This window comes from Planctomyces sp. SH-PL14, assembly GCF_001610835.1.
In the GTDB taxonomy this organism is placed as follows: Bacteria; Planctomycetota; Planctomycetia; order Planctomycetales; family Planctomycetaceae; genus Planctomyces_A.
Genome location: NZ_CP011270.1, coordinates 4,464,761 through 4,483,580, shown reverse-complemented (window position 1 = coordinate 4,483,580; position 18,820 = coordinate 4,464,761). Strand labels below are relative to the sequence as shown.

At 67.4% G+C, this 18,820-nt stretch carries 14 protein-coding genes; 2 read left to right on the top strand and 12 right to left on the bottom strand.

What is annotated here, in order from left to right; all coding sequences use genetic code 11:
- Positions 1 to 6: 6 nt before the first annotated feature.
- The 8 genes from VT03_RS17345 to VT03_RS33580 all read right to left on the bottom strand — a co-directional run bounded on the left by VT03_RS17345 (position 7) and on the right by VT03_RS33580 (position 10,064).
- Entirely contained in the window at positions 7 to 1,263 is a 1,257-nt protein-coding gene (locus tag VT03_RS17345; protein ID WP_075094146.1) for a glycosyltransferase, read from the bottom strand.
- A gap of 114 nt (positions 1,264 to 1,377) precedes the next feature.
- Entirely contained in the window at positions 1,378 to 2,385 is a 1,008-nt protein-coding gene (locus tag VT03_RS17340; RefSeq protein WP_075094145.1) for an NAD-dependent epimerase/dehydratase family protein, read from the bottom strand.
- A gap of 37 nt (positions 2,386 to 2,422) precedes the next feature.
- Entirely contained in the window at positions 2,423 to 3,559 is a 1,137-nt protein-coding gene (locus tag VT03_RS17335; RefSeq protein WP_075094144.1) for a Gfo/Idh/MocA family protein, read from the bottom strand.
- 102 nt (positions 3,560 to 3,661) lie between these two features.
- Entirely contained in the window at positions 3,662 to 4,810 is a 1,149-nt protein-coding gene (locus tag VT03_RS17330; RefSeq protein ID WP_156514570.1) for a glycosyltransferase, read from the bottom strand.
- A 90-nt stretch (positions 4,811 to 4,900) separates the two neighbouring features.
- Positions 4,901 to 6,160 (bottom strand): GNAT family N-acetyltransferase, encoded by a 1,260-nt coding sequence (locus VT03_RS17325; protein ID WP_075094142.1) that lies wholly within the window; start codon positions 6,158 to 6,160, stop codon positions 4,901 to 4,903.
- A complete protein-coding gene (locus VT03_RS17320; RefSeq protein WP_075094141.1) occupies positions 6,157 to 7,731 on the bottom strand; it encodes an MATE family efflux transporter in 1,575 nt (524 codons plus the stop codon). The genes VT03_RS17325 and VT03_RS17320 overlap by 4 nt, the downstream gene beginning before the upstream one ends.
- Before the next feature lie 51 nt (positions 7,732 to 7,782).
- A complete protein-coding gene (locus VT03_RS33585) occupies positions 7,783 to 8,658 on the bottom strand; it encodes a glycosyltransferase family 2 protein (protein WP_075094140.1) in 876 nt (291 codons plus the stop codon).
- A gap of 29 nt (positions 8,659 to 8,687) precedes the next feature.
- Positions 8,688 to 10,064 (bottom strand): O-antigen ligase family protein, encoded by a 1,377-nt coding sequence (locus VT03_RS33580; protein ID WP_075094139.1) that lies wholly within the window; start codon positions 10,062 to 10,064, stop codon positions 8,688 to 8,690.
- A 381-nt stretch (positions 10,065 to 10,445) separates the two neighbouring features.
- Between VT03_RS33580 and VT03_RS32775 the strand changes: the two genes are divergently transcribed.
- Positions 10,446 to 11,405 (top strand): hypothetical protein, encoded by a 960-nt coding sequence (locus tag VT03_RS32775; protein WP_156514569.1) that lies wholly within the window; start codon positions 10,446 to 10,448, stop codon positions 11,403 to 11,405.
- A 321-nt stretch (positions 11,406 to 11,726) separates the two neighbouring features.
- On the opposite strand, the gene VT03_RS17300 is transcribed toward VT03_RS32775, so the two are convergent.
- The 3 genes from VT03_RS17300 to VT03_RS17290 form a co-directional block, all read right to left on the bottom strand.
- Positions 11,727 to 12,764, bottom strand: coding sequence for an NAD-dependent epimerase/dehydratase family protein (locus VT03_RS17300; RefSeq protein WP_075097164.1), 1,038 nt, complete (start codon positions 12,762 to 12,764; stop codon positions 11,727 to 11,729).
- 138 nt (positions 12,765 to 12,902) lie between these two features.
- Positions 12,903 to 14,471 (bottom strand): glycosyltransferase family 39 protein, encoded by a 1,569-nt coding sequence (locus VT03_RS17295; protein ID WP_075094137.1) that lies wholly within the window; start codon positions 14,469 to 14,471, stop codon positions 12,903 to 12,905.
- Positions 14,472 to 14,536: 65 nt separating this feature from the next.
- Positions 14,537 to 16,105, bottom strand: a complete 1,569-nt coding sequence (locus tag VT03_RS17290) for an ArnT family glycosyltransferase (protein WP_082846297.1) — start codon at positions 16,103 to 16,105, stop codon at positions 14,537 to 14,539.
- 204 nt (positions 16,106 to 16,309) lie between these two features.
- Here VT03_RS17290 and VT03_RS17285 point away from each other — a divergent pair, with 204 nt between their 5' ends.
- Positions 16,310 to 17,374, top strand: a complete 1,065-nt coding sequence (locus VT03_RS17285) for a methyltransferase domain-containing protein (protein WP_082846296.1) — start codon at positions 16,310 to 16,312, stop codon at positions 17,372 to 17,374.
- Between the two features lie 475 nt (positions 17,375 to 17,849).
- Here the strand turns inward: VT03_RS17285 and VT03_RS17280 are convergent, their stop codons facing one another.
- Complete coding sequence (locus VT03_RS17280) at positions 17,850 to 18,758, bottom strand: segregation and condensation protein A (RefSeq protein ID WP_075094134.1); 909 nt, start codon at positions 18,756 to 18,758, stop codon at positions 17,850 to 17,852.
- Positions 18,759 to 18,820 lie beyond the last annotated feature (62 nt).

Below are 18,820 nucleotides of genomic sequence, written 5' to 3'. Positions count from 1 at the left end.
AGCCGGTCAGCGGATGATGTCCGCATGCTCCAGCGCGAGCTCGCCGGAGGACCCGGTGTCCTCCGGGCCATCCTTGGGGGATGGATCGGACGTTCCGCGCTTTCCGATGAGTCGTTCGAAGTGTTCTTCGATGTCGCGGGCACAATTCGCCCAGGAACGCGGCCAGTACCGCTGCGCCGCGTCCCGGAGTTCCGGCGCCAGGGCCTCGCGAATTCCTTTCGCCAGGTGGGGGGCCGAGCCGGGTGGGACGAGGCGGGAGAAGCCGGGATCGGCGATCTCCCGGATGCTTCCGATGTCGGTCGAGACGAACGGCGTTCCGCAGGCGGCCGCTTCGCGGAGGACGTTCGGGAGCCCTTCCGAGGCGCTGCTCAGGACCACGAGGTCCGCCGCGCGGTACCAGTCCGGGAGCCGGGCGTGCGACACCGCCCCTTCGAAGAAGACGCATTCCCGCAGTCCGAGGTCGGACACCCTGGTCTGCAGCTGCCGCCGGAGGGGACCGTCGCCGACGAGATGGAGCGAGAACCGCAGGCCCTCCTGCCACAGGAGATGGGCCGCTTCGACCAGGAGGTCGACCCGCTTCACCGGGACCATCCGGCCGACCCAGACGAGGCGGCGGGCTCCCGTTTCGCGGAGGCCGACCCGCTTCCGGGCTTCGCTCTGGTCGCCGGAACAGAAGACTTCGCCATCGACCCCCTGGTAGGTCGTGTGGACCTTGGCGGGATCGATCCCCAGGCCGATGACCGCCTGCCGCAGCCCCTCGCTGACGGTGAAGACGGCGCTCGATTCGGTGAGGACCCGCGTCACGCAGGCGCCGCGATTCTTCCGCTTCGGCAGCATCAGGACGTCCGACCCGCCGACGATGACCGCCGACGGAATGCCGAGCGACTGGGCCGCCATGAGCCCGGCCTCGCCGTCTGGATGGGCCCAGTAGCTCAGGACCGCGTCGAAGGCCCCTTCGGCGGCGTGGCGGGCGACCGAGCGGCGGACCGATTGCCACATCCGCTGGCCGTAGTTCCACTCGCGGACGCGGGGGAGGTAGTAGTGCGTCGGATAGAGGGCTTCGATCCCGCTCGCCCGGACCTTCTCGGGAGTCTCGTAGCGACGGCCGCGGAGCCGGTGCGGGAGGGCCTCGATCCACGGCCGGGGGGAGACGACACGGACCCGGTGGCGGACCGCCAGCGCCCGGCAGAGCGCCTCGTTGTACGTCCCCTGCGCCGGGTGCGCGGCGTCCGGAAACGTCTCGCTGATGAAGAGGATGTTCATGAGGGGAGACCGCACTTCGCCTGAGGGGAGTCCGCCGGAATTGCGGAGAGGAGGTCGGGCCAGGGAGGAACGGGACAGGTGACTGTTGGGCGGAAACCGGCAGCGTCTGGTCCGTCAGGAGGCGCCGCAGGGGTGCGAGACCGTTCTCCGGAACGCCTCGTCAAAGGAGACGGGCGGGGTCCACTGCAGCCGCTCCTTCGCCTTCTGGTTCGTGTACCGGACCCGCTTCCACATGCTGTCGCTCTTGTACCGCGTGATGACCGCCGGCAACTGGCCGCCGGACCACCGGGAGTACCACTCGTAGACGCTCGAGGCGGGACCGATCAGCGGCCGCGGCAGCCAGACCGCGCGGACCCGCTGGCCCGCCTTCCGGTACATCCGCAGGAGCTGCGAACCGCTCGGCAGGCCGTCGTCGAGGACGTTGAACACTTCCCCTTCGATCCCCGGCACGATCCCGGCGTTCCGCAGGGCGGCGGCGCAGTTCTCAACGTACGTGTAGGGCATTGTCTGGCTCCCCCCCATGCGGAGGAGGAGCGGGCCGAGCTTGAGGCCGACGCGGTTGCTGAGGATGCTCCGCCCCTCGCCGAAGATCACTCCCGGGCGAATGACGACGAGCGGCAGTCCCCGTTCCCGGTGCGCCTGCCAGGCGACCTGCTCCTGGACGACCTTGCTGTACGTGTAGGGATCGCGGAGGTGCGGCGCCGCGTCGACCGCGGTCGTCTCATCGAGCGTGCTTCCCGTGCGGAGTCCGGCGACGCCGTAGACGCCGAGCGAGCTGACGGTCACGAAGCGGCGGACGTTTTCCTCAACCGCGGCGTCGATCAGCCGGCGGGTCGGAATGACCGTGTTGAGGAACATGACCGCCGTGCTGCCGGCCAGGGCGGCGGCGACGTGGTAGACGGTATCGCACCCGTCCATCAGGCGGCGGATCCCGGCAACGTCGTTGAGGTCCCCCTGGACGACGTCGACCCCTTCCCACAGCTCAGGACCGACGAACGTCCGCAGCGGGGCGATGTCGCTCGATCCGCGGACGAGGCAGCGGACTGGCAGGCCGTCTTCGCGAAGGGCCTTGACCAGTCGTCGACCGAGGAAGCCGGTGCCGCCGGTGAGGAAGGGGTACATGGGGAAGTGCCAAGTATCAGGTGTCAGGGGTGAGGATTCAGGTCAGGACCGCGGGGTGGTGGGTTTCCTGGGGTCTGACCGCGGGCTTCTTTGTTGTCCGCGGGTCCTGGGGAACCGTCTCGCGGTCGCGGCACTGGTCGAAGATCTCGTCCATGAGCCGCGTGACCCGGACCATTTCGGCCGGAGGAATCGGGAGCGGCGTGTTGTTCTGGATCGCGCCGTAGAACCGCTCGAAGAGAGTCTTCATTCCGGCGAAGTAATGGATGTCCCCCTTCGCGAACCGCCACAGGTTGCGGCGGAAGTTGCGGGCCGCTTCCCGCCACTGGCGGAACGGGGCATCGAGCTTGCCGAACGCTCCCGGCAGCCGCGGCGGCGCGAGATGCCGGATCGTCTGGGCGTCGAAATCGACTTCCAGGGCTCCCTTGGCTCCGTGGACCTTCGTGATCCGCTGGGCGGTGATCGTGCTCAGGAATGTCAGCGAGCCCGTGACGCTCTCGCCGCGGAGGAAGACGCTTAGCTCGGTCGGGAACGGGAACCGGCCCGTGCGGGTCCAGTGGGCCTGGATCTGCGGATGCTCGTCGAGCAGGAAGTCGGTGATGCGGTACAGCGGATGGGAGATCGTGTTCTGGAACAACCCCCCTGGGAGCTTGCGGACCCAGTGGTTCGGATCGCCGGTCACCTGCGTGCCGAACTGTCCCGAGATCGGATACCCAAGGGTCGATTCGACATGCCGGACCGGACCGATCTCGCCGCGGTCCACGCGACCGCGGACTTCGCCCCACATCGGGTCGAAGAGCTGGTCGTGCCCCAGGCAGAGGTGCCGTCCGTGCTGCTCGGCCACGTGGACCACACGTGCTGCCTCGACGGCGTCCAGCGTGAACGGCTTCTCGACGTAGACGTGGCAGCCGGCTTCCAGAATCCGGGCCGCGAGACCGGCGTGCGTGTGGGCAGGGGTCGTGACGTGAACGACGTCGGGCCGCGCGCTCTCGATCATCGCCTGCAGGTCGGTGAACCGCGCCGGGACCTCGAACCGGGCCGCCGCCTGGTCCGCGAGGTCCTGATGGACATCGCACACCGCGACGAGCCTGGCGCTCGGCAGCTTACGGATCTCCTGCAGGTGCGCGTCGGCAATCTGCCCGCAGCCGAGGAGAGCGATCCGAAGAGGGGAGGACATGGGAGGGGTACTGGGTCTCAGGTATCGGGTGTCGGGGATCAGGCTGGTGCGGGTACATAAGGCCGGCGGGTCAGCAGGGGCCTTCCCGCTGAGACCGGAGACCTAGCTCCGGACACCGAGCAGTTCCTCATACAGCCGCTCGTACTGGCGGATCATCGTGCGGATCTCGAACTGCTGTTCGATCCGCTCGCGGGCCGCGCGGCCCATGCCGTTCCAGGTGGACCGCTTGCCGCACATCTCGACGATCGCCTGGGCGAGGGCTTCCGGGTTCTGCGGCGGGACGAGGTGGCCGGTCGTCCCTTCGGCGACGATCTCGGGGTTGCCGCCAACCGCCGTCGTGACGACCGGCAGGCCGACCGCCATTGCTTCGAGGACCGTCAGCGAGATCCCTTCCGTCTTCGATGAGGAGACATAGAATCCCGCCTGCGCCAGAAGGCTCGGGATGTCGGACCGTTCGCCGAGGAATTCGACCCGATCGGCGATCCCCAGTTCACGGCTCAGTGTTTCGAGACCCTTCCGCTCCGCGCCGTCGCCGACGAGCCGCAGGCGGAAATCCGGCACCGACTGGGCCGTGAGCTTCGTGGCCCGCAGCAGCGTCGGGAAGTCCTTCTCGGGCGAGAGACGGGCGACCGAGATCGCGACGTTCGCGTCGGTCGGGCCAGTGTAGGCGAAGCGGGTCGAGTCGATCCCGTTCTGGATGGCGATGATCTTGTGGGCCGAGCCGCGGTCCTGCTCCTGGCACAGGCGAGCCGAGTCGTTCGAGACGCCGACCACCCGCCGCGTGAAGCGGTTGGCGATCATGAACATAGTCTGGTCCTTCAGCCGCGGTCCGCTGCCGCGGCCGTGCTGCGTATTCAGGATGCAGGGGATCTTGGTCTGCCACGCCGCAAAGGCCCCGTAGAACTGCGGGCAGGTGTTGTGCGTGTGGATGATGTCGATCTGCTCGTCGACCAGGATCTCCTTCAGCCGGCGATAGGCGGCCCGCTTGCCGTTCCGGGCCAGGCACATCGCGTCGACCTGGAAGCCGAGCTTCCGCAGGTCTTCGGCCGGCGGCCCGAGTTCCGTGAGGGCCACGAACCGCAGGTTGTAGCGGGCCGAGTCGTGGAACTTGCCGAACTCGACGAGGAGCCGCTCCAGCCCCCCGGTCAGCAGCGACATGCTGACGTGGCAGACATTGAGGCGGCGATGCGTGGCGCCGCCGGCCTCGGTACGGGTCGTCGACGTCGGATGAGTCAGGAGTGCGGTGGGCATGAGGAGAGACATGTCGGTGGTGGGTGATCGGGAAGAGGGAGGGGCCGGCGAGGCCGTGGGACGCGGAAGCGGCTCCTGCGACCCGCGGCTTCAGGTCGGCTGCTGACCCTCGTGTTCGTTCTCTTTGTTCGCGGGGACGGCGGGCTCCGCCGCAGGACGCTTGAACCAGTCCAGGGCCTTCCGCCGGCCCTGGCGGAGCAGGCTGTAGGTGCGGATCTTCCAGGTGTCCGGGAGCCAGGTCCCCCAGACGAGCGTCGCCTCGTCGGTCGAGAGGTTGTCCTTGTGCTGCTTGTCGCCGACGAGAAAGTCGTAGTCGTCAAAGCCGCGCTCGAGCGCTTCCTGCATGCAGAGCGCGTGGGTCACCATCCCGGGGCTCGCCTTGCGGTCGAAGGCGCAGAACCCGGAGAAGTAGTCGAGGATCCGCCGGCCTTCGACGAGCAGGACCAGGCAGCCGACCGTCTCCCCCTGGTGCCGGGCCCGGAAGGCGACGACCCGCTGCGACTCGGCCCAGTGGGTCAGGAGGTCCCGCTGGAAGGCGGTGAAGAGCGGGCTGGAGAACGAGCCGGGCTTGCCGAGGGCGTTCCAGCGGGCTTGGTGCAGCTCGATCAGCTCGTCGACGATCGCGTGAGCGGTGTCGGCCTCGGTCGCCCAGGTGGTTTCGATCGGTCCGTAGTCGCGGAGCTTCCGGCGGAGTCCCTGGCGGGTGCTGCGGCCGAGCTGGCTCAGGACGTCGGTCCCGGCCGCGCGGGCTCGCGTCAGCCGGAAGAACTTCGAGGCCTGCGTCCGCAGCTCCATCGGCGGCAGGAAGGGGCGAAGGCTTTCCCACTCCTCGGGAGCGAGACCGTCGAGCTCGATGCCGTCCTGGCCGGCGTCGAGGAACCACTCGGCGATCTTCTCGTGGAAGTCGGTCCGAAAGGCGGACTCGGCGAGGACCCGGTTGTATTCGACGCAGACGCTGTGGGCCCCCGGCTCGCCGGCGGTCCCGAGATGCCACTGCCGCAGAACGAGCGGCCCCTTGCGGATGCGGGACTGCGTCACGAGGGCGATCCCCGTGACGGTCTCGCGGCGGTCGGGACCGAAGCCCTCGGTCGTGACGTGGAGCAGGAAGCGGTGCGGGACGAGCGGGCCGTAGTGGCGGAGCCAGAGCTCGGTCCAGTCGGCCGAACAGCCGTAGCCGTGGTCGTTGCGGAAGCTGGTGCGGGCCGCCGCGGGTGTGAGGCGGGTTTCCAGCCGCCGCCACTGGTCGAGGGCGCGGATCGCGTCGGTCTCGACGACGAGGCGCGACACGACCGCCTCTTCCGGCGGGGGCCGGCGGAGGATCAGGTTCGGCGATGCGGTCGAGACCGTCATGGGGAGACACTCCCGGTCGTCAGCGGTCCGACAGACGGAACCTTGGCGACGGAAGAGGAGGGATTTGAGGCGCTGCCCCACCGAGCCGGTCGGCGGAGGCGGGATCGGGTGAGCCACCAGGTCGCTCCCAGGACCGCTCCCCCTCCGGCCGCGATCGACAGGAGTTGAGGCCAGCCGTGGGAGGGTTGGAATGAGGCGACAACGCAACAATAGGTCAGGAGTGCGGCCAGTGCGGGGAGTTGTGGGAGGAGCCCGTGGCGAAACAGCCGGGACCAGCTCGTCCCGACTTCGCGGTTGGCGTACGGCGCCAGCAGAAACAGCTCAAACAGCACAAGCGGAATAAACGTACCCCAGGCGACCCCGACGACGCCGACCGAGAAGACGAAGGCCAGCGACAACCCCAGGTTCACGAGCGCCGCCCCCAAGTCGATGAAGGCCGGGTAGCGGACGTTTCCGATCCCGAGCAAAGTCTTGCGGAGGACGGTGGCGGGCTGGGCCACGATCTGGGCCCCGAGCAGGATCGACAGGACGGCAAGGCAGGTCTGCGTGTCGGCCGGGGTCCAGGAGGGGTCCTTCCGGGCGACCCAGATGTCGACCAGCATCGGAGCGAAGAACCAGCAGCCGATAAAAGCCGCCGTGATGAGCACGAAGGCCAGGCCGAGCATCCGCTCGGTCGTTTCGACGAGTTCCTGCCGCTTGCCGGTGGCGTGCAACTCGCCGGCCTTGGGGAGCATCGCCTCGCCGATCTTGCTCAGCGGCGTCTGGGCCATTTGGCAGATCCGAAGGGCGATGGCGTACGGCACGACCGCCTCGACCCCCAGGCAGAGGCCGATCACGACGGTGTCGGTCATGTACATCAGGTGCTCGGCGATCAACGCCAGGGCGCTGAACACTGTGAACCCGAAGCAGTCCCGGAGGACCGACCGGCGGACGTTCGACAGCCGGACCGAGAGGGTCGGGAGCTGACGGTACGCGAAGTAAACCAGCAGAGCGTTCTCGGCGATCGTGACCGCCAGGAAAATCAGCGAGAGAGTCGTCAGGCTCGGCCGCCACAGCAGCAGGGCGAAGACGAGGGCGAAGCGGATCAGCGCCGCGCCGGTCTCGATCGACTGCTTGAGGTCGATCCGCTGCGTCCCGATCAGGACGCCGCCGTAGACGCTCGTCACCATGCCGAAAGCGGTCGAGACGCCGTTCAGGAGGATCGCGAGCTGGACTTCCCCGAGCGACTGCGTCCCCCAGCGGTCGAGCCACGGCGCGACCGCCGCCAGCCCGGCCGAGGCGAGCAGCACGACGCCCGCCATGGCGCAGTACACGCCGAATACGGCGCTGACGACGTTGTTGAGATCGGTCCACTCTTCCCGGTGGGCGTGCTTGGCGACGTAACGGCAGACCGTGGCCCCGAAGCCCATGTAGAGGAGCGACGAGTACCCGGCGAGGGCGTTGATGAACAGCCACACCCCGTAGGTGCTCTTGCCGAGCGCCCCGAGGACGAACGGCAGCATGAAGAAGCCGAGGACCATGATGACCACATGGCCGACCCAGCTCGTCAGGATGTTCTTGCGAAGAGTCATTCGGAAAAGGTGTCAGTCTTCAGTTGTCGGTGTTCAGTCCGGAGTCGTCGGTCAGGCGTGGACGGCGGTGCGGCGGAGGTTGAGGAGCGAGACCGGCATGTAGGTCGCCATCCAGCGGACGAGGGCGTGGACCCGCGGTTGGATGCTGAGGATCTCGCCATAGCAGCGGCGGGCCTTCTTCATGTCCCGGGCGTGGAACATCGCCCGGCCCCACTCCTCGTAGATCTGGACGAGCTTGCGGCGCTTCTGATCCGGGGTCAGGCCGCACGCCTTGTCGATCTTCTCGACGTTGTTGAGCTCGCTCCGCATCATCCGCTCGAGCTGGCCCGAGAGGTTCCCGTCAGCCGGCGTGTAGTGGACGAGCCGCTCGCGGATCGTGTGGACCTTGTGCCCCTTATGGACCAGCCGGAGCCAGAGGTTGTAGTCCTCGACCCCCATGATCCCGCGGTCCTCTTCGAACCCGCCGACGTCTTCCCAGGCGGACTTCCGCATCAGGATCGTCGACGTGCCGAGGGTGTTCCGCTTCCAGAGCGTTTCGAAGGTGACGACGTCCTCGGTCGTGGGGCCGGTCTCGTCGATGACGCAGTAGGTGTGGAGGAACGAGACGTCGTCCGTGATCCCCAGGACCTGCCGCTCGAGCTTGTTCGGGAGCCAGGAGTCGTCGGCGTCGAGCAGCGCGATCCAGGGGGACTTCGCGTGGCGGATGCCGTTGTTGCGGGCCGCGGCGGGACCGCCGTTCGGCTGGCGGATGACCTTCGCGCCGCACTCGAAGGCGACGGAGGCGGTGGCGTCCTTGGAGCCGTCGTCGACGACGATGATCTCGCGGACGGGGTAGGTCTGTTCCTGAACGCTCTGGATCGACGCGCGGAGGCAGTCCTGCGAGTTGTACGCGGGGATGACGACGCTGATCGGGATGGTGTTGGGCATAGTCGGTCGGGATCGCCGGTCGCGGCGGCTCAGTAACGGACGAACAGCCGGACGAAGACGAAACAACAGAGAAGGAATCCGAAGCTGCAGACCGCGAGGTGCCGGGCCAGTCCGTGGTTGAAGACCAGGACGGGAACGGGCCGGGCGCGGTAGTAGCCGACAAGGTTCAGGAAGGCGGCGGCCGTGCCGCAGATCATGTAGGTGGGTGGGACGTAGCAGCGGGAGAGGGAGGCCATCCCCATGCACCAACCGCCGACGATGGCGGCCATATAGGGGAACATCCGCTCCAGGTCGTGATCCTCGATCCGGAAGCGGTACCGCTTCATGAGGTAGAACGCCCACGCCGGGAGGAAGAAGCACCCGAAGAAGAACGTCCCCCCGACGAAGCCGAGCTCCACGTAGGCGTGGATGAACGAGTTGTGGGCGACGAGGCCCGCGACGTCCGGATACTTCCCTTCGCCGATGCCGAACACCGCGCGGGAGGTCTTCATCTGGTTCAGGCCGTCGGCCCAGAGCTGGATCCGCTGCTGCCCGGTGCCGCCGGAGACGTCGATATTCCCCTGTCGTCCAAGCGCCACGGGGACTGCCGCGGCCCCCATGAGACCGATCATGAGCGCGACCCGTCCGCCGTACTTCGTCGACATCCAGGCCATGAGGGCGACGCCGGTGCCGAGCAGTCCCCCGCGGGAGTGCGTGAGGTAGAGGCCGTAGAACGAGAGGGCGATCGGAATGGCCCACAGGTACCGCGCGGAGCTGAGCTGGCGGTCCGCGAGGAAGTAGCAGGAGATGATGATCGTCAGGTTGAGGACCAGAGCAAAGTCGTTGGGGTCGCGGAACATCCCCAGACCGGTGATCCGGAAGATCCACTGCTGCTGGCCGTCTTCGCTGACGTTCCCCCAGTCGACGACGTGCCGCAGCCGCCGGGGCTCGTTGGTTTCGAAGAGGTCTTTCTCTTCCTCGCGGACGATTTCCAGGTCGTCCCGTCCCGACCATTCGGCGACGAAGTCCCGGTAGTCCACGATGCTGAGGGTGATCATGACGGTCGCCGAGAGGGCGGTCGTGACCAGGAAGGTCCGCAGCCGCTGCGGCGTGTTGATGACCGAGAGGAGGGTCAGGTAGTAGAGCATCACCTTCGCCATGGCGTTGATGCTCTTGATCGCGGAGCCGACATCGCCGAGCGAGAGGTGCGAAATCGCCGTCGCGATCGTGACGAGGATCACGCACAGGCTGACCGGCTGGAAGAAGAGGTTCCGCGGCCGGAGCTGATCGAGGATCTGATGGGCGGAGGCGAAGATCGCCGCCGTGATCAGGTACATGTACAGCGGAAAGTCCCCCATGGCGGGGAACAGCTCCGCTGGGCGCAGGAAGAGCGCGGCGTTCGCCATCAGGAAGAGGATGTAGGCCATCCTGCTCGCGCTCCATTGTGCCAAGGGGGGCGGGGGCGGGGACCGGCCGCGCACGTTCAGCGCGGCCTGACAACGCCGGCTCCGGCGTCGAGCAAATATGGGTCAAAGCGGTCGGGGCCGGTCGGCGAAAGGTTCGCCCTGTTGCCAAATCGCACCGTGCCCGGGGGCAACCATCTCCCCGGATCGGCAGAATCGTCAGATCGGGAACCCTCGGCGAAACCGGACTCTTTTGACTGGCGACTTCCGACGCTTGTCGGAACCCCGGGCGGAATCCAGACTCCGGGCGGGGGTTCGGTCCTTCGTGGCGGTTCTGTCCGCTCGTCCCACCTGATCGTGCGTCCCCTTCCCCGCCTGCCCCTGTCCCCGCGTCAGCTCCCCGGAATGTCCCGCTCCGTTGAAGTGACCACCGGTTCCCGTCTTCATTTTGGGCCGCTGGCCTGCGGCGGCGGCGAAGGGCGGCGTTTTGGCGGGATCGGCGTGATGCTGGCCGAGCCGGCGTGCCGCGTCCGGGCGACGCGGGCCGAAGCCGACGAGATTCAGGCCGAAGCAGGAGACACAGGCCGCGTCCGGGAGATTCTGGATCGGGTCCGGTCGCAGTTAGGACAGAAAGCGGGGGTCCGGATCGACGTGTTGGCGGCGATTCCGCCGCATCGGGGCCTTGGCTCAGGAACGCAATTGTCGCTGGCGGTGGCGGAGGCGGTGGCGACGCTGTTCGACGCCCGGCCGGATTCGGCGGCGGGGCGGGCTCGGCTGGGGCATCGGGGCGAGCGGTCGGCGATCGGGCTCCACGGATTTGACGAGGGGGGCTTTCTGGTCGATGCCGGGAAGACGCCGGAGGAGGCGATTGGGACGCTGGCTTGTCGGGCGGCGGTTCCGGCGGAGTGGCGGTTCGTGCTGGCGTGTCGGCGGACGACAGTGGGCTTGAGCGGGGAGAGCGAGCGGGCGGCGTTTGCGCGGTTGCCGCCGATGGCGGAGGCGCTGTCGAATCGTCTGGCGCGGATCGTTCTGGCGGAGTTGCTTCCGGCGCTCCGGGCGGGGGACTGCCGGGTGTTTGCCGGGGGGTTGTCGGAGTACGGGAGGCTGGTCGGGACGTACTTTGCGCCGGTGCAGGAGTTTCCGTTCAGTGATGGTCGGGCGTGGGGGTATTCCGAGGCGCGGCGTCAGGCGGGGAAGACGGGACTGGTGCAGACGAGTTGGGGGCCGACGGTTTCGCTGTGTTGTGAGAGTGAGGTGGTGGCCGAGCGTGAGGCGGTGGAGATCGGGAGGCAGCTCGGGAGCGATTACGAGGTGAGCATCGCCGCCCCGCTCAATGAAGGCGCGGAAGTCCAGATCGTCCCTTAAAACCGGGTCCAGGGGGACCCTGGTGGGGAGTGCAGAGGGGCAACGCCCCTTTGCCCGCCGGAGGCCTAGCCGTCGAGAGATGTCTGAAGGAGTGAGTGTCCAGGCGCGGACAACGTGCCGGATGCCACCTCACCAACCCCGGGGATTACGAAGCGAGCGGTGAGTCCTCAGCGCCGGTCCCACAAAGCGGACGCCCGTTGTGTCCCACGGTTCCTCATGGAAGTGCCTCCGGCGGCAAGGGGGTGAGACCCCCTTGACCCCAGCTGCCGTCGCACATTGGGTTTGAGCCAGCGAAGCCGAGCCGGCAAGTGGGCTGTTTGATCAGGCGACGTTTGGCAGCGGAAGAATGTCGCGGCGGACCGACGGCGGCGCGAGAAAACTCTCGTACCAGCTGATCGTCCGACGCAGCGCCTCGTCAAAATCCGTCGTCGCCCGCCAGCCGAGAACACTGTGCGTCTTGCTCAGCGAGAGAATGTTCTGCGTCGGCTCCGGCAACGTTTCGCCCAAGAGCTCCGGACGCAACCGCGAACCAGTCGCCTCGATAATCTTCTGCACGATCTCCCGCGCCGAGAGCCGCGTCTGCGATGAGAGGTTGAACGCCTCGCCCGCCAGCTCCTCGCGCTGGGCCAGCTCCTCCGCCAGGAACATATGCGCCGCGGCACAGTCCTCGACGTACAGGAAGTCGCGGATCCGCGAGCCGTCCGAGCGGATCACCGGCCGCTGCTTGCGAAGGATCGAACGGATGCTGGAAGGAACGATCCGCTGCCAGTTCAGATCGCCCCCGCCGAACAGGTTGCCGTTGCGGGTGACGACGATCGGCATCCCGTAGTTCTGCGCGTAGGACTGGGCGATCAGGTCGCCGCACGCCTTGCTGACATCGAACGGGCTGCGGGCCAAGAGCGGGGAATCTTCCGTGCGGGGCTCATCGAGACCGCCGCCGTAAACCTTCTCCGATGAAGCGATCAGGATCTGCCCCACCGCCGGCGTCCGACGGCACGCTTCGAGGACCTTCCACGTGCCGCCGACGTTCGTGTCGAACGTGGCCCCGGGATTCTTGAGCGCGACCGAGGAGACCGACTGGGCCCCAAGGTGAATGACGGTCCGGATCTCGAACTCGCCGAGTGTCTTTTCGATGAGAGCCTGGTCGCTGAGATCGCCGCGGACGACGTTGACCTGTTCGATCAGCCGCGAGCTGACGAATTCGCTCTGCGGAGTCCAGTTGCGGACGAGGCACACGACCTCGGCTCCCGCCTGGACAAGCCGTTTGACGAGCCAGCCCCCCAGGAACCCCGTCCCCCCGGTCACAAAGACCGGGCGATCGCGCCAGAAGTCGATATTGAGGGCAGCCGCGTCATACATCGTTCGGCGAGCATAGGCCGATCCGGGAAAGTGCGCCAACGCCGATCCCCCATCCGCAGGTGCTGCGATTTGGGCCAGCGGCAGCTTTCGCCGAAACGGGCCTCGGTTGCCCCAAATCGAACCCTGCGTGGTACCGCTTCAGCGCAACGGCGAAGTCTCAGCGGTCTTCCGTCGATGCACCTTGACGTAAATGCCGTAGGGGTCGCGCGGGTCCCCTTCGGTCCACAGGAGGTTGTCGTCCCAGCGGAGATGGGCGAAATACCGGTCGGTCGAGCGGCCCTCGATCCGGTAGTCGTAGGGGGTCGACGGCGGGACGGCCCCTTCCACGATCGCCCGGAAGGCGAGGGTCCGGCGGCCGTCGCGGATGAAGTCGAGGGCGAACTCCTCGTCGACGAGGTACGTCGCGTCCCGCGGGAGGCGGGCGAGGAGTTGCTCGACGAACCGCGGGGCATCGAAGTCGATCCGGTTCCAGTTCCGGAAGTAGGCCCACGTGACCCGGATTCCGGAGCCGAGGAGCATGGCGACCACGAGCAGCATCGCGAATCCGAGACCGGCGGCGCGTCCCACGCGGCCGCGCTCCGACAGCCAGCGGGAGAGACGATCGACCGTCCAGCCGACGCCGATGAACGCCAGGGCCGACGGGTAGCTGAAGTAGCCGAAGACCGGATGGTGCGCTCCGACAAGGCCACATAGGAGCCAGGCGCCGGAGATCGACAGCCAGCCGATCGTCGACAGGAGCGGACGTCCTTCGCGGCGGCCGAACACGAGGCACGCGATCGCTCCGCCGATCGCCAGAAGGAACTGCCAGGGGTTGATGTGCGGCCAGAGGAAGCCGATATGGAAGGCGATCGACTCCCAGGGCCACAGGCTTCGCAGCAGGAGCGAGCCGCCGCGGTCGTGAAGGAACTGGTTCCGGAACTGGATCTGGAATGTCTCCGGGAACTGCAGGATCAGCGGAATCCAGAGCGTCGCGACCGCCACAGCGACTGCGGCCATCGCGAGCGGGCCAAGGAGCCGCTTCCAGCCCCGCTCGACGAGGAAGACCCAGACCGCAAGCTGGATCGCGTAGACGAGCGCTAACGGGTGCGTCATTCCTCCCAGGCCAATCCACAGGCCCGCCAGGACCAGCCACCGCCACGTCCGGTGCCGCGTCCAGGCTTCGGTTGAGAGAATCGCCAGGAACCCGAAGAGCGTGCAGAGGGCATCCGGCCGGGCCGCGATCGTATTGAAGTAGAACCAGCGGGACATCATGAACAGCCCCGCTCCCCAGAGCGCGGCGCGCGGCGTTCCGCCGCTGAGTCGGGCAAAGCGGGCCATCGCGAACAGGATCGCGATCCCGGCAAAGGCGGAGACGAGGCGGGCCGTGCCGTAGAGATCGGGCAGGACCGCATAGAAGAGGGCCTGAACGTAGAACGAGAGCGGGGGCTCGAGATAGACCGCCTCATCCGATCGGTAGTAAGGGGACTCCGGGTTCCGCGAGGGAAGGTGCGGGAGTTTCGGCAGGCCGGTCTCAAGGATCGTCAGGCCCGGGACCGCGTAGCACTCCTCGTCCTGTCCGCCGGCGGAGCGGTACATCATCGGTCCCCGCCAGGCGAGGAACAGGAGGGCGATGAGGATCAGCCCCCACCGCGTCGTCCGCGCGGCGCGGGAAGAATTGTCTGCCGTGGAAGGGACATCGGCGGCGTCGGGTCGAGAGAGCGATGCCACGATCAGGGTCGGTATTCAGAACGGGAAATGCGGCGGCGTGGGAAGAAGAACGTTGCCAACGCCGATCACTCGGTCGCATCGGGTGTCTTGGGGACGGACCGACGGGTGGCGAAGACCTCAGCGTAGCAGGCGAACGGGTCGGAGGCGTCCCCTCGGGACCAGAGCCGTTCGTCGTTCCAGGTCCGCTCCGGCTCGACGTACGCGATCGAGCGGCTGGCGATCCGGTAGTCGTACAGCGGAGCGTTCTCGCGCGGGTCTTTGGGGAGGGCCTGGACCATGAGGGTCCGCCGGCCCGCCGCCAGGAAGTCGAGGACGAACTCGGGGGCGACGACGTATGTCGCGTCGGCCGGAAGCTCCTTGAGGAGGGCTTGGCTGAAACGCGGGGCGTTGTGGTTGACGTCCTGAAAATGCCGCGTCAGCGCGAGGGTCGCCCGGGCCCCCGAGCCGGGGAGCATCGAGAGGACCATCACCGCACCGAACAGGAACGCCAGTCCGGGGACACGTGCCAGTCCGGGGACACGCGCCAGACCGCGGCTCAGCCGGTCGACCGCCCCCCCGACGCCGACGAAGGCGAGCGCCGCGGGATAGCTGAAGTACCCGAAGACCGGGTGATGCGCTCCCACCAGCACGGCGATCAGGAACGCTCCCGACAATGCGAGCCAGCCGATCCACCGCGGGTCTTCCCCTGAGTCGTGGCGAGCGAGGAGCGCCCAGGCCGTTCCGACGAACGGCAGGAGGAACTGCCAGGGACCGATGTGGGGCCAGGTCTTTTCGACGTGATAGGCCAGCGACTCCCACGGCAACGCGATCCGCCCGAGGAGCGAGCCCCCCGCGTCGTGGACGAACTGATTGCGGAACTGGATCCGGAATGTCTCGGGGTACTGGACGATGAGCGGGATCCACAGGCCCGCGACCGCCAGCGAGACCGCGGCGACGAGCGCCGGGTTTCCGAGCCGTCCGGCCCCACGCGACCGGAGCGCGATCCAGCCGGCCGCCTGCACCGCGTAGGCGAGGGCGAACGGGTGCGTCAGTCCGCCGAGTCCGATCGCGACCCCCGCGGCCAGCAGCCATCGCCGTTTGCGGCTCCGGTCCCACGCGTGGACCGCCAGGATCGTCAGCAGGCCGAAGACGGAGCAGAGGGTGTCGGGCCGGGCCATCGTGGCGTTGAAGAAGAGCCAGCGGGACATCATGAACAGCCCCGCCCCCCACAGGGCCGCGGCGGGGCCGAGCCCGGCCCGCAGGGCGAGGACTCCCGTCAGGGCGATCAGCATGACCCCCGCGGTGGCGGACGCGAGCCGGGCCGTCCCGTAGGTGTCGGGGAGGACGGCATAGAACAGCGACTGGAAGTAGAAGAAGAAGGGGGGTTCCAGATAGACCGCGTCATCCGAGCGGTAGAAGACCGACCGCGTGTCGCGGACCGGGAGCTGCGGCATCTGCGGCCGGCCGCTCGTCAGGATCGTCAGGCCGGGGACCGCGTAGCACTCTTCGTCCTGGCCGCCGGGCTGGCACCACATCGTGGGGAACCGCCACAGGAGGAACAGCACCCCCAGGGCAAACAGACCCCATGCGATCCTTCGGAGGGGGTTTCCGTCCGAGGGTGGGTCCGAGCGGACACCCGTGCGATCGAGGGTCATGGCCTGCTGGCGCCAGAGAGCGATGGCGGAATCTTGACGAGTAGTCTATAGATTGAAGCGGAAGACGGACGCAAGGGAACCTCCATCCTCGTGTCGCGGGTCCGCCGTCGCGTGCCCCCGGTCGGAGATCGTCCCGCCGTCCCCGTCCTTCTTCCAACTCCGTTCACTCCCGGCCCGCCCGCCTCACGGCGTTCTGCTTCCGATATGCCATCGTCCCCATCGCCCGCCTCTCCTTCCGCTCCTGTCGCGCTGTACGACCGGGGTGTCGAGGAGATTTCCTCCGGCGCTCCCGTTGCGATCTCGGAGACCGACGGGGGAACGCGGACCTGTCCGGTGTGCGGCGGAACGCGCGCCGCCCCGCGGTTCCGGATCGAGGGGTTGGCGAATCGCCTGATCGAGTGTCCCGACTGCGGACTCGCGTGGATGGACCCGATGCCGTCCCCGGAGGAGATTGCGACCTTCTATCCGCCGCAGTATTACGGCTCGAACGGCGAGAAGTTCCGCGGGTTGATCGAGGGGGCGGTCCGGCTCGTCGGCGCGCGGCGGTTGCGGTTCATTACGTCGCGGTTGCCGCGGGGGGCGGCGGTCCTTGATGTCGGCTGCGGGCGGGGGGTCCTGCTCCGTGATCTGGCGGATCGAGGGTACCGGGTCTTTGGGACCGAGCGGGCTCCCGAGGCGGCCCGCGGAGCCGATCCTCGGGCGGAGATCCGTTTTGGCGACACCCTGGCGGACGTGAAGTTCGACGCCAACCTGTTCGACCAGATCATCATCTGGCACGTCTTTGAGCACCTGTCGAATCCGCGGGAGACGCTGGCCGAGGTCTATCGGATCCTGAAGCCGGGGGGGAACGTGATCATCGCGGTCCCGAACTATTCGAGCTGGCAGGCCCGCTGGAGCGGGGCGGCGTGGTTTCATCTCGATGCGCCGCGGCATCTGTTTCACTTCTCGACGCAGGCGATGTCGCGGCTGCTGACCGACAGCGGGTTCCAAGTCCGGAGCTGGCATCATTTTTCGCTGCGGCAGAACCCGTATGGGTGGGTGCAGAGCGTTTTGAACAAGCTCAACCCGCGGGTGCGGAACGGTCTTTACTCCTGGCTGCTGCGGGGCTCGGCCTCGCCGGAGGGGATTCCGCTCGGGACGCGCGCGTGGTACTCGCTGGCGTTTGGGTTGGGGATGCCTCCGGCGACGTTGCTGGAGATGTTGGCGGCGGTCTGTCGTCGCGGGGCGACGTTTCATGTTGTGGCGACCAAGCCCCAGCAACACTCCTGAGTCAAAGACGGCCCGAACCGCGTCCTTGCCGGCACGGCTCCCATAGCTCAAACCCAACGTGCCACGGCAGCCTGGGGTCAAGGGGGTCTCACCCCCTTGCCGCCGGAGGCCCTTCCATGAGGAACCGTGGGACACAACGGACGTCCGTTTTGTGGAACCGGCGTTGAGGACTCCACGCTCGCCCTGGAGTTCCCGCGGGTTGGTGAGGGGGCATCCCACACGTCGTCCGCGTTTGGACACACAAGGTTTCCGATGGTGTTCGACGAGACGGCCTCCGGCGGGCAAAGGGGATTCTCCCCTCTGCACTCCCTGACCAGGGTGCCCCTGGACCCGACCAGGACCAAATGATCTTGAGCTGCGCCGCTCTACCTTCCGCCTTCAGCCTGAACCCCTTCCGCCTCCCCCACCGGCCCCCTTGCATCCCCCACCAGGGTGCCCCCCTGGACCCGGATCGGGCCTGTGACATTGGGTTGGGCTATGAAGCGCCGTCCACAGCATCGCGCCGGAATCGCTTCTTGCGTCGGGAACCTTCATCCGACTCCGGAACTTCCGCTACCGGAGCCGGGGGCACTTCCTCCTCCCGGGCCACGACATCCGCATGGTGACCCTCCAGATTCGGATCAGGCGGCCAGATCGTGATCTCGCCATAATCCCCCTCCTGCAGCGCCCGGAAGCCGTGGTGCCGCAAAAGCTCGAGCACCGCCAGAAACATCCCGACAATCCGGCTCCGAATCGTCTCCTCGTCAAAGAGCGACGAGAACTTGACCTCCCCCCGCTCCCGCACGACCCCGCCGATCTGGGCCACGTAAACATGGATCGGCGTCTCGTCGTACTGGACCGTCCGCTCGTCCTCGACATCCTTCCGCTTCAGGATCCGGCCGAGGGCACTCACAAGGTCCCACAGCTCGACCTCCTTGATCCGGTCCGCCGCCGGGTCCTTGCCCACACGGGGCCGCTCGTCCGCCAGCCGCGGATACCGCTCCTGCCACTCCTGTGCCCGCGACTCAAGGGCATTGGCCGCGTCCTTGAACCGCTTGTACTCGAGCAGCTTGCGGATCAGGTCCGCCTTGGGATCCCCGTTGTCGAGCGGCCCTTCCGCGTCGACGACGTCAGGGGTCTCGTCCGGGTTGGGCAGCACGTCCCGGCTCTTGATCTCCATCAGCGTGCTGGCCATCAGCAGAAAATCGCCGACGAGATCGAGGTCGATCGCCTTCAGGATCGAGAGGAAGTCTTCGAATTGCGATGTGATCGGCGCGATCGGAAGATGGCGGATATCGAGCTCGTTCCGCCGCACGAGGTACAGGAGCAGGTCGAGAGGGCCCTGGAACAGGTCCAGGGTCACACGATATCCCACGGAAAACGACGACTCCGCACCGGCCGACATCCACTCCTCCTTGCGAAGGGGAGTGTAACACCCGGAGCGAAACCGGGGATACGGCGGTTGCC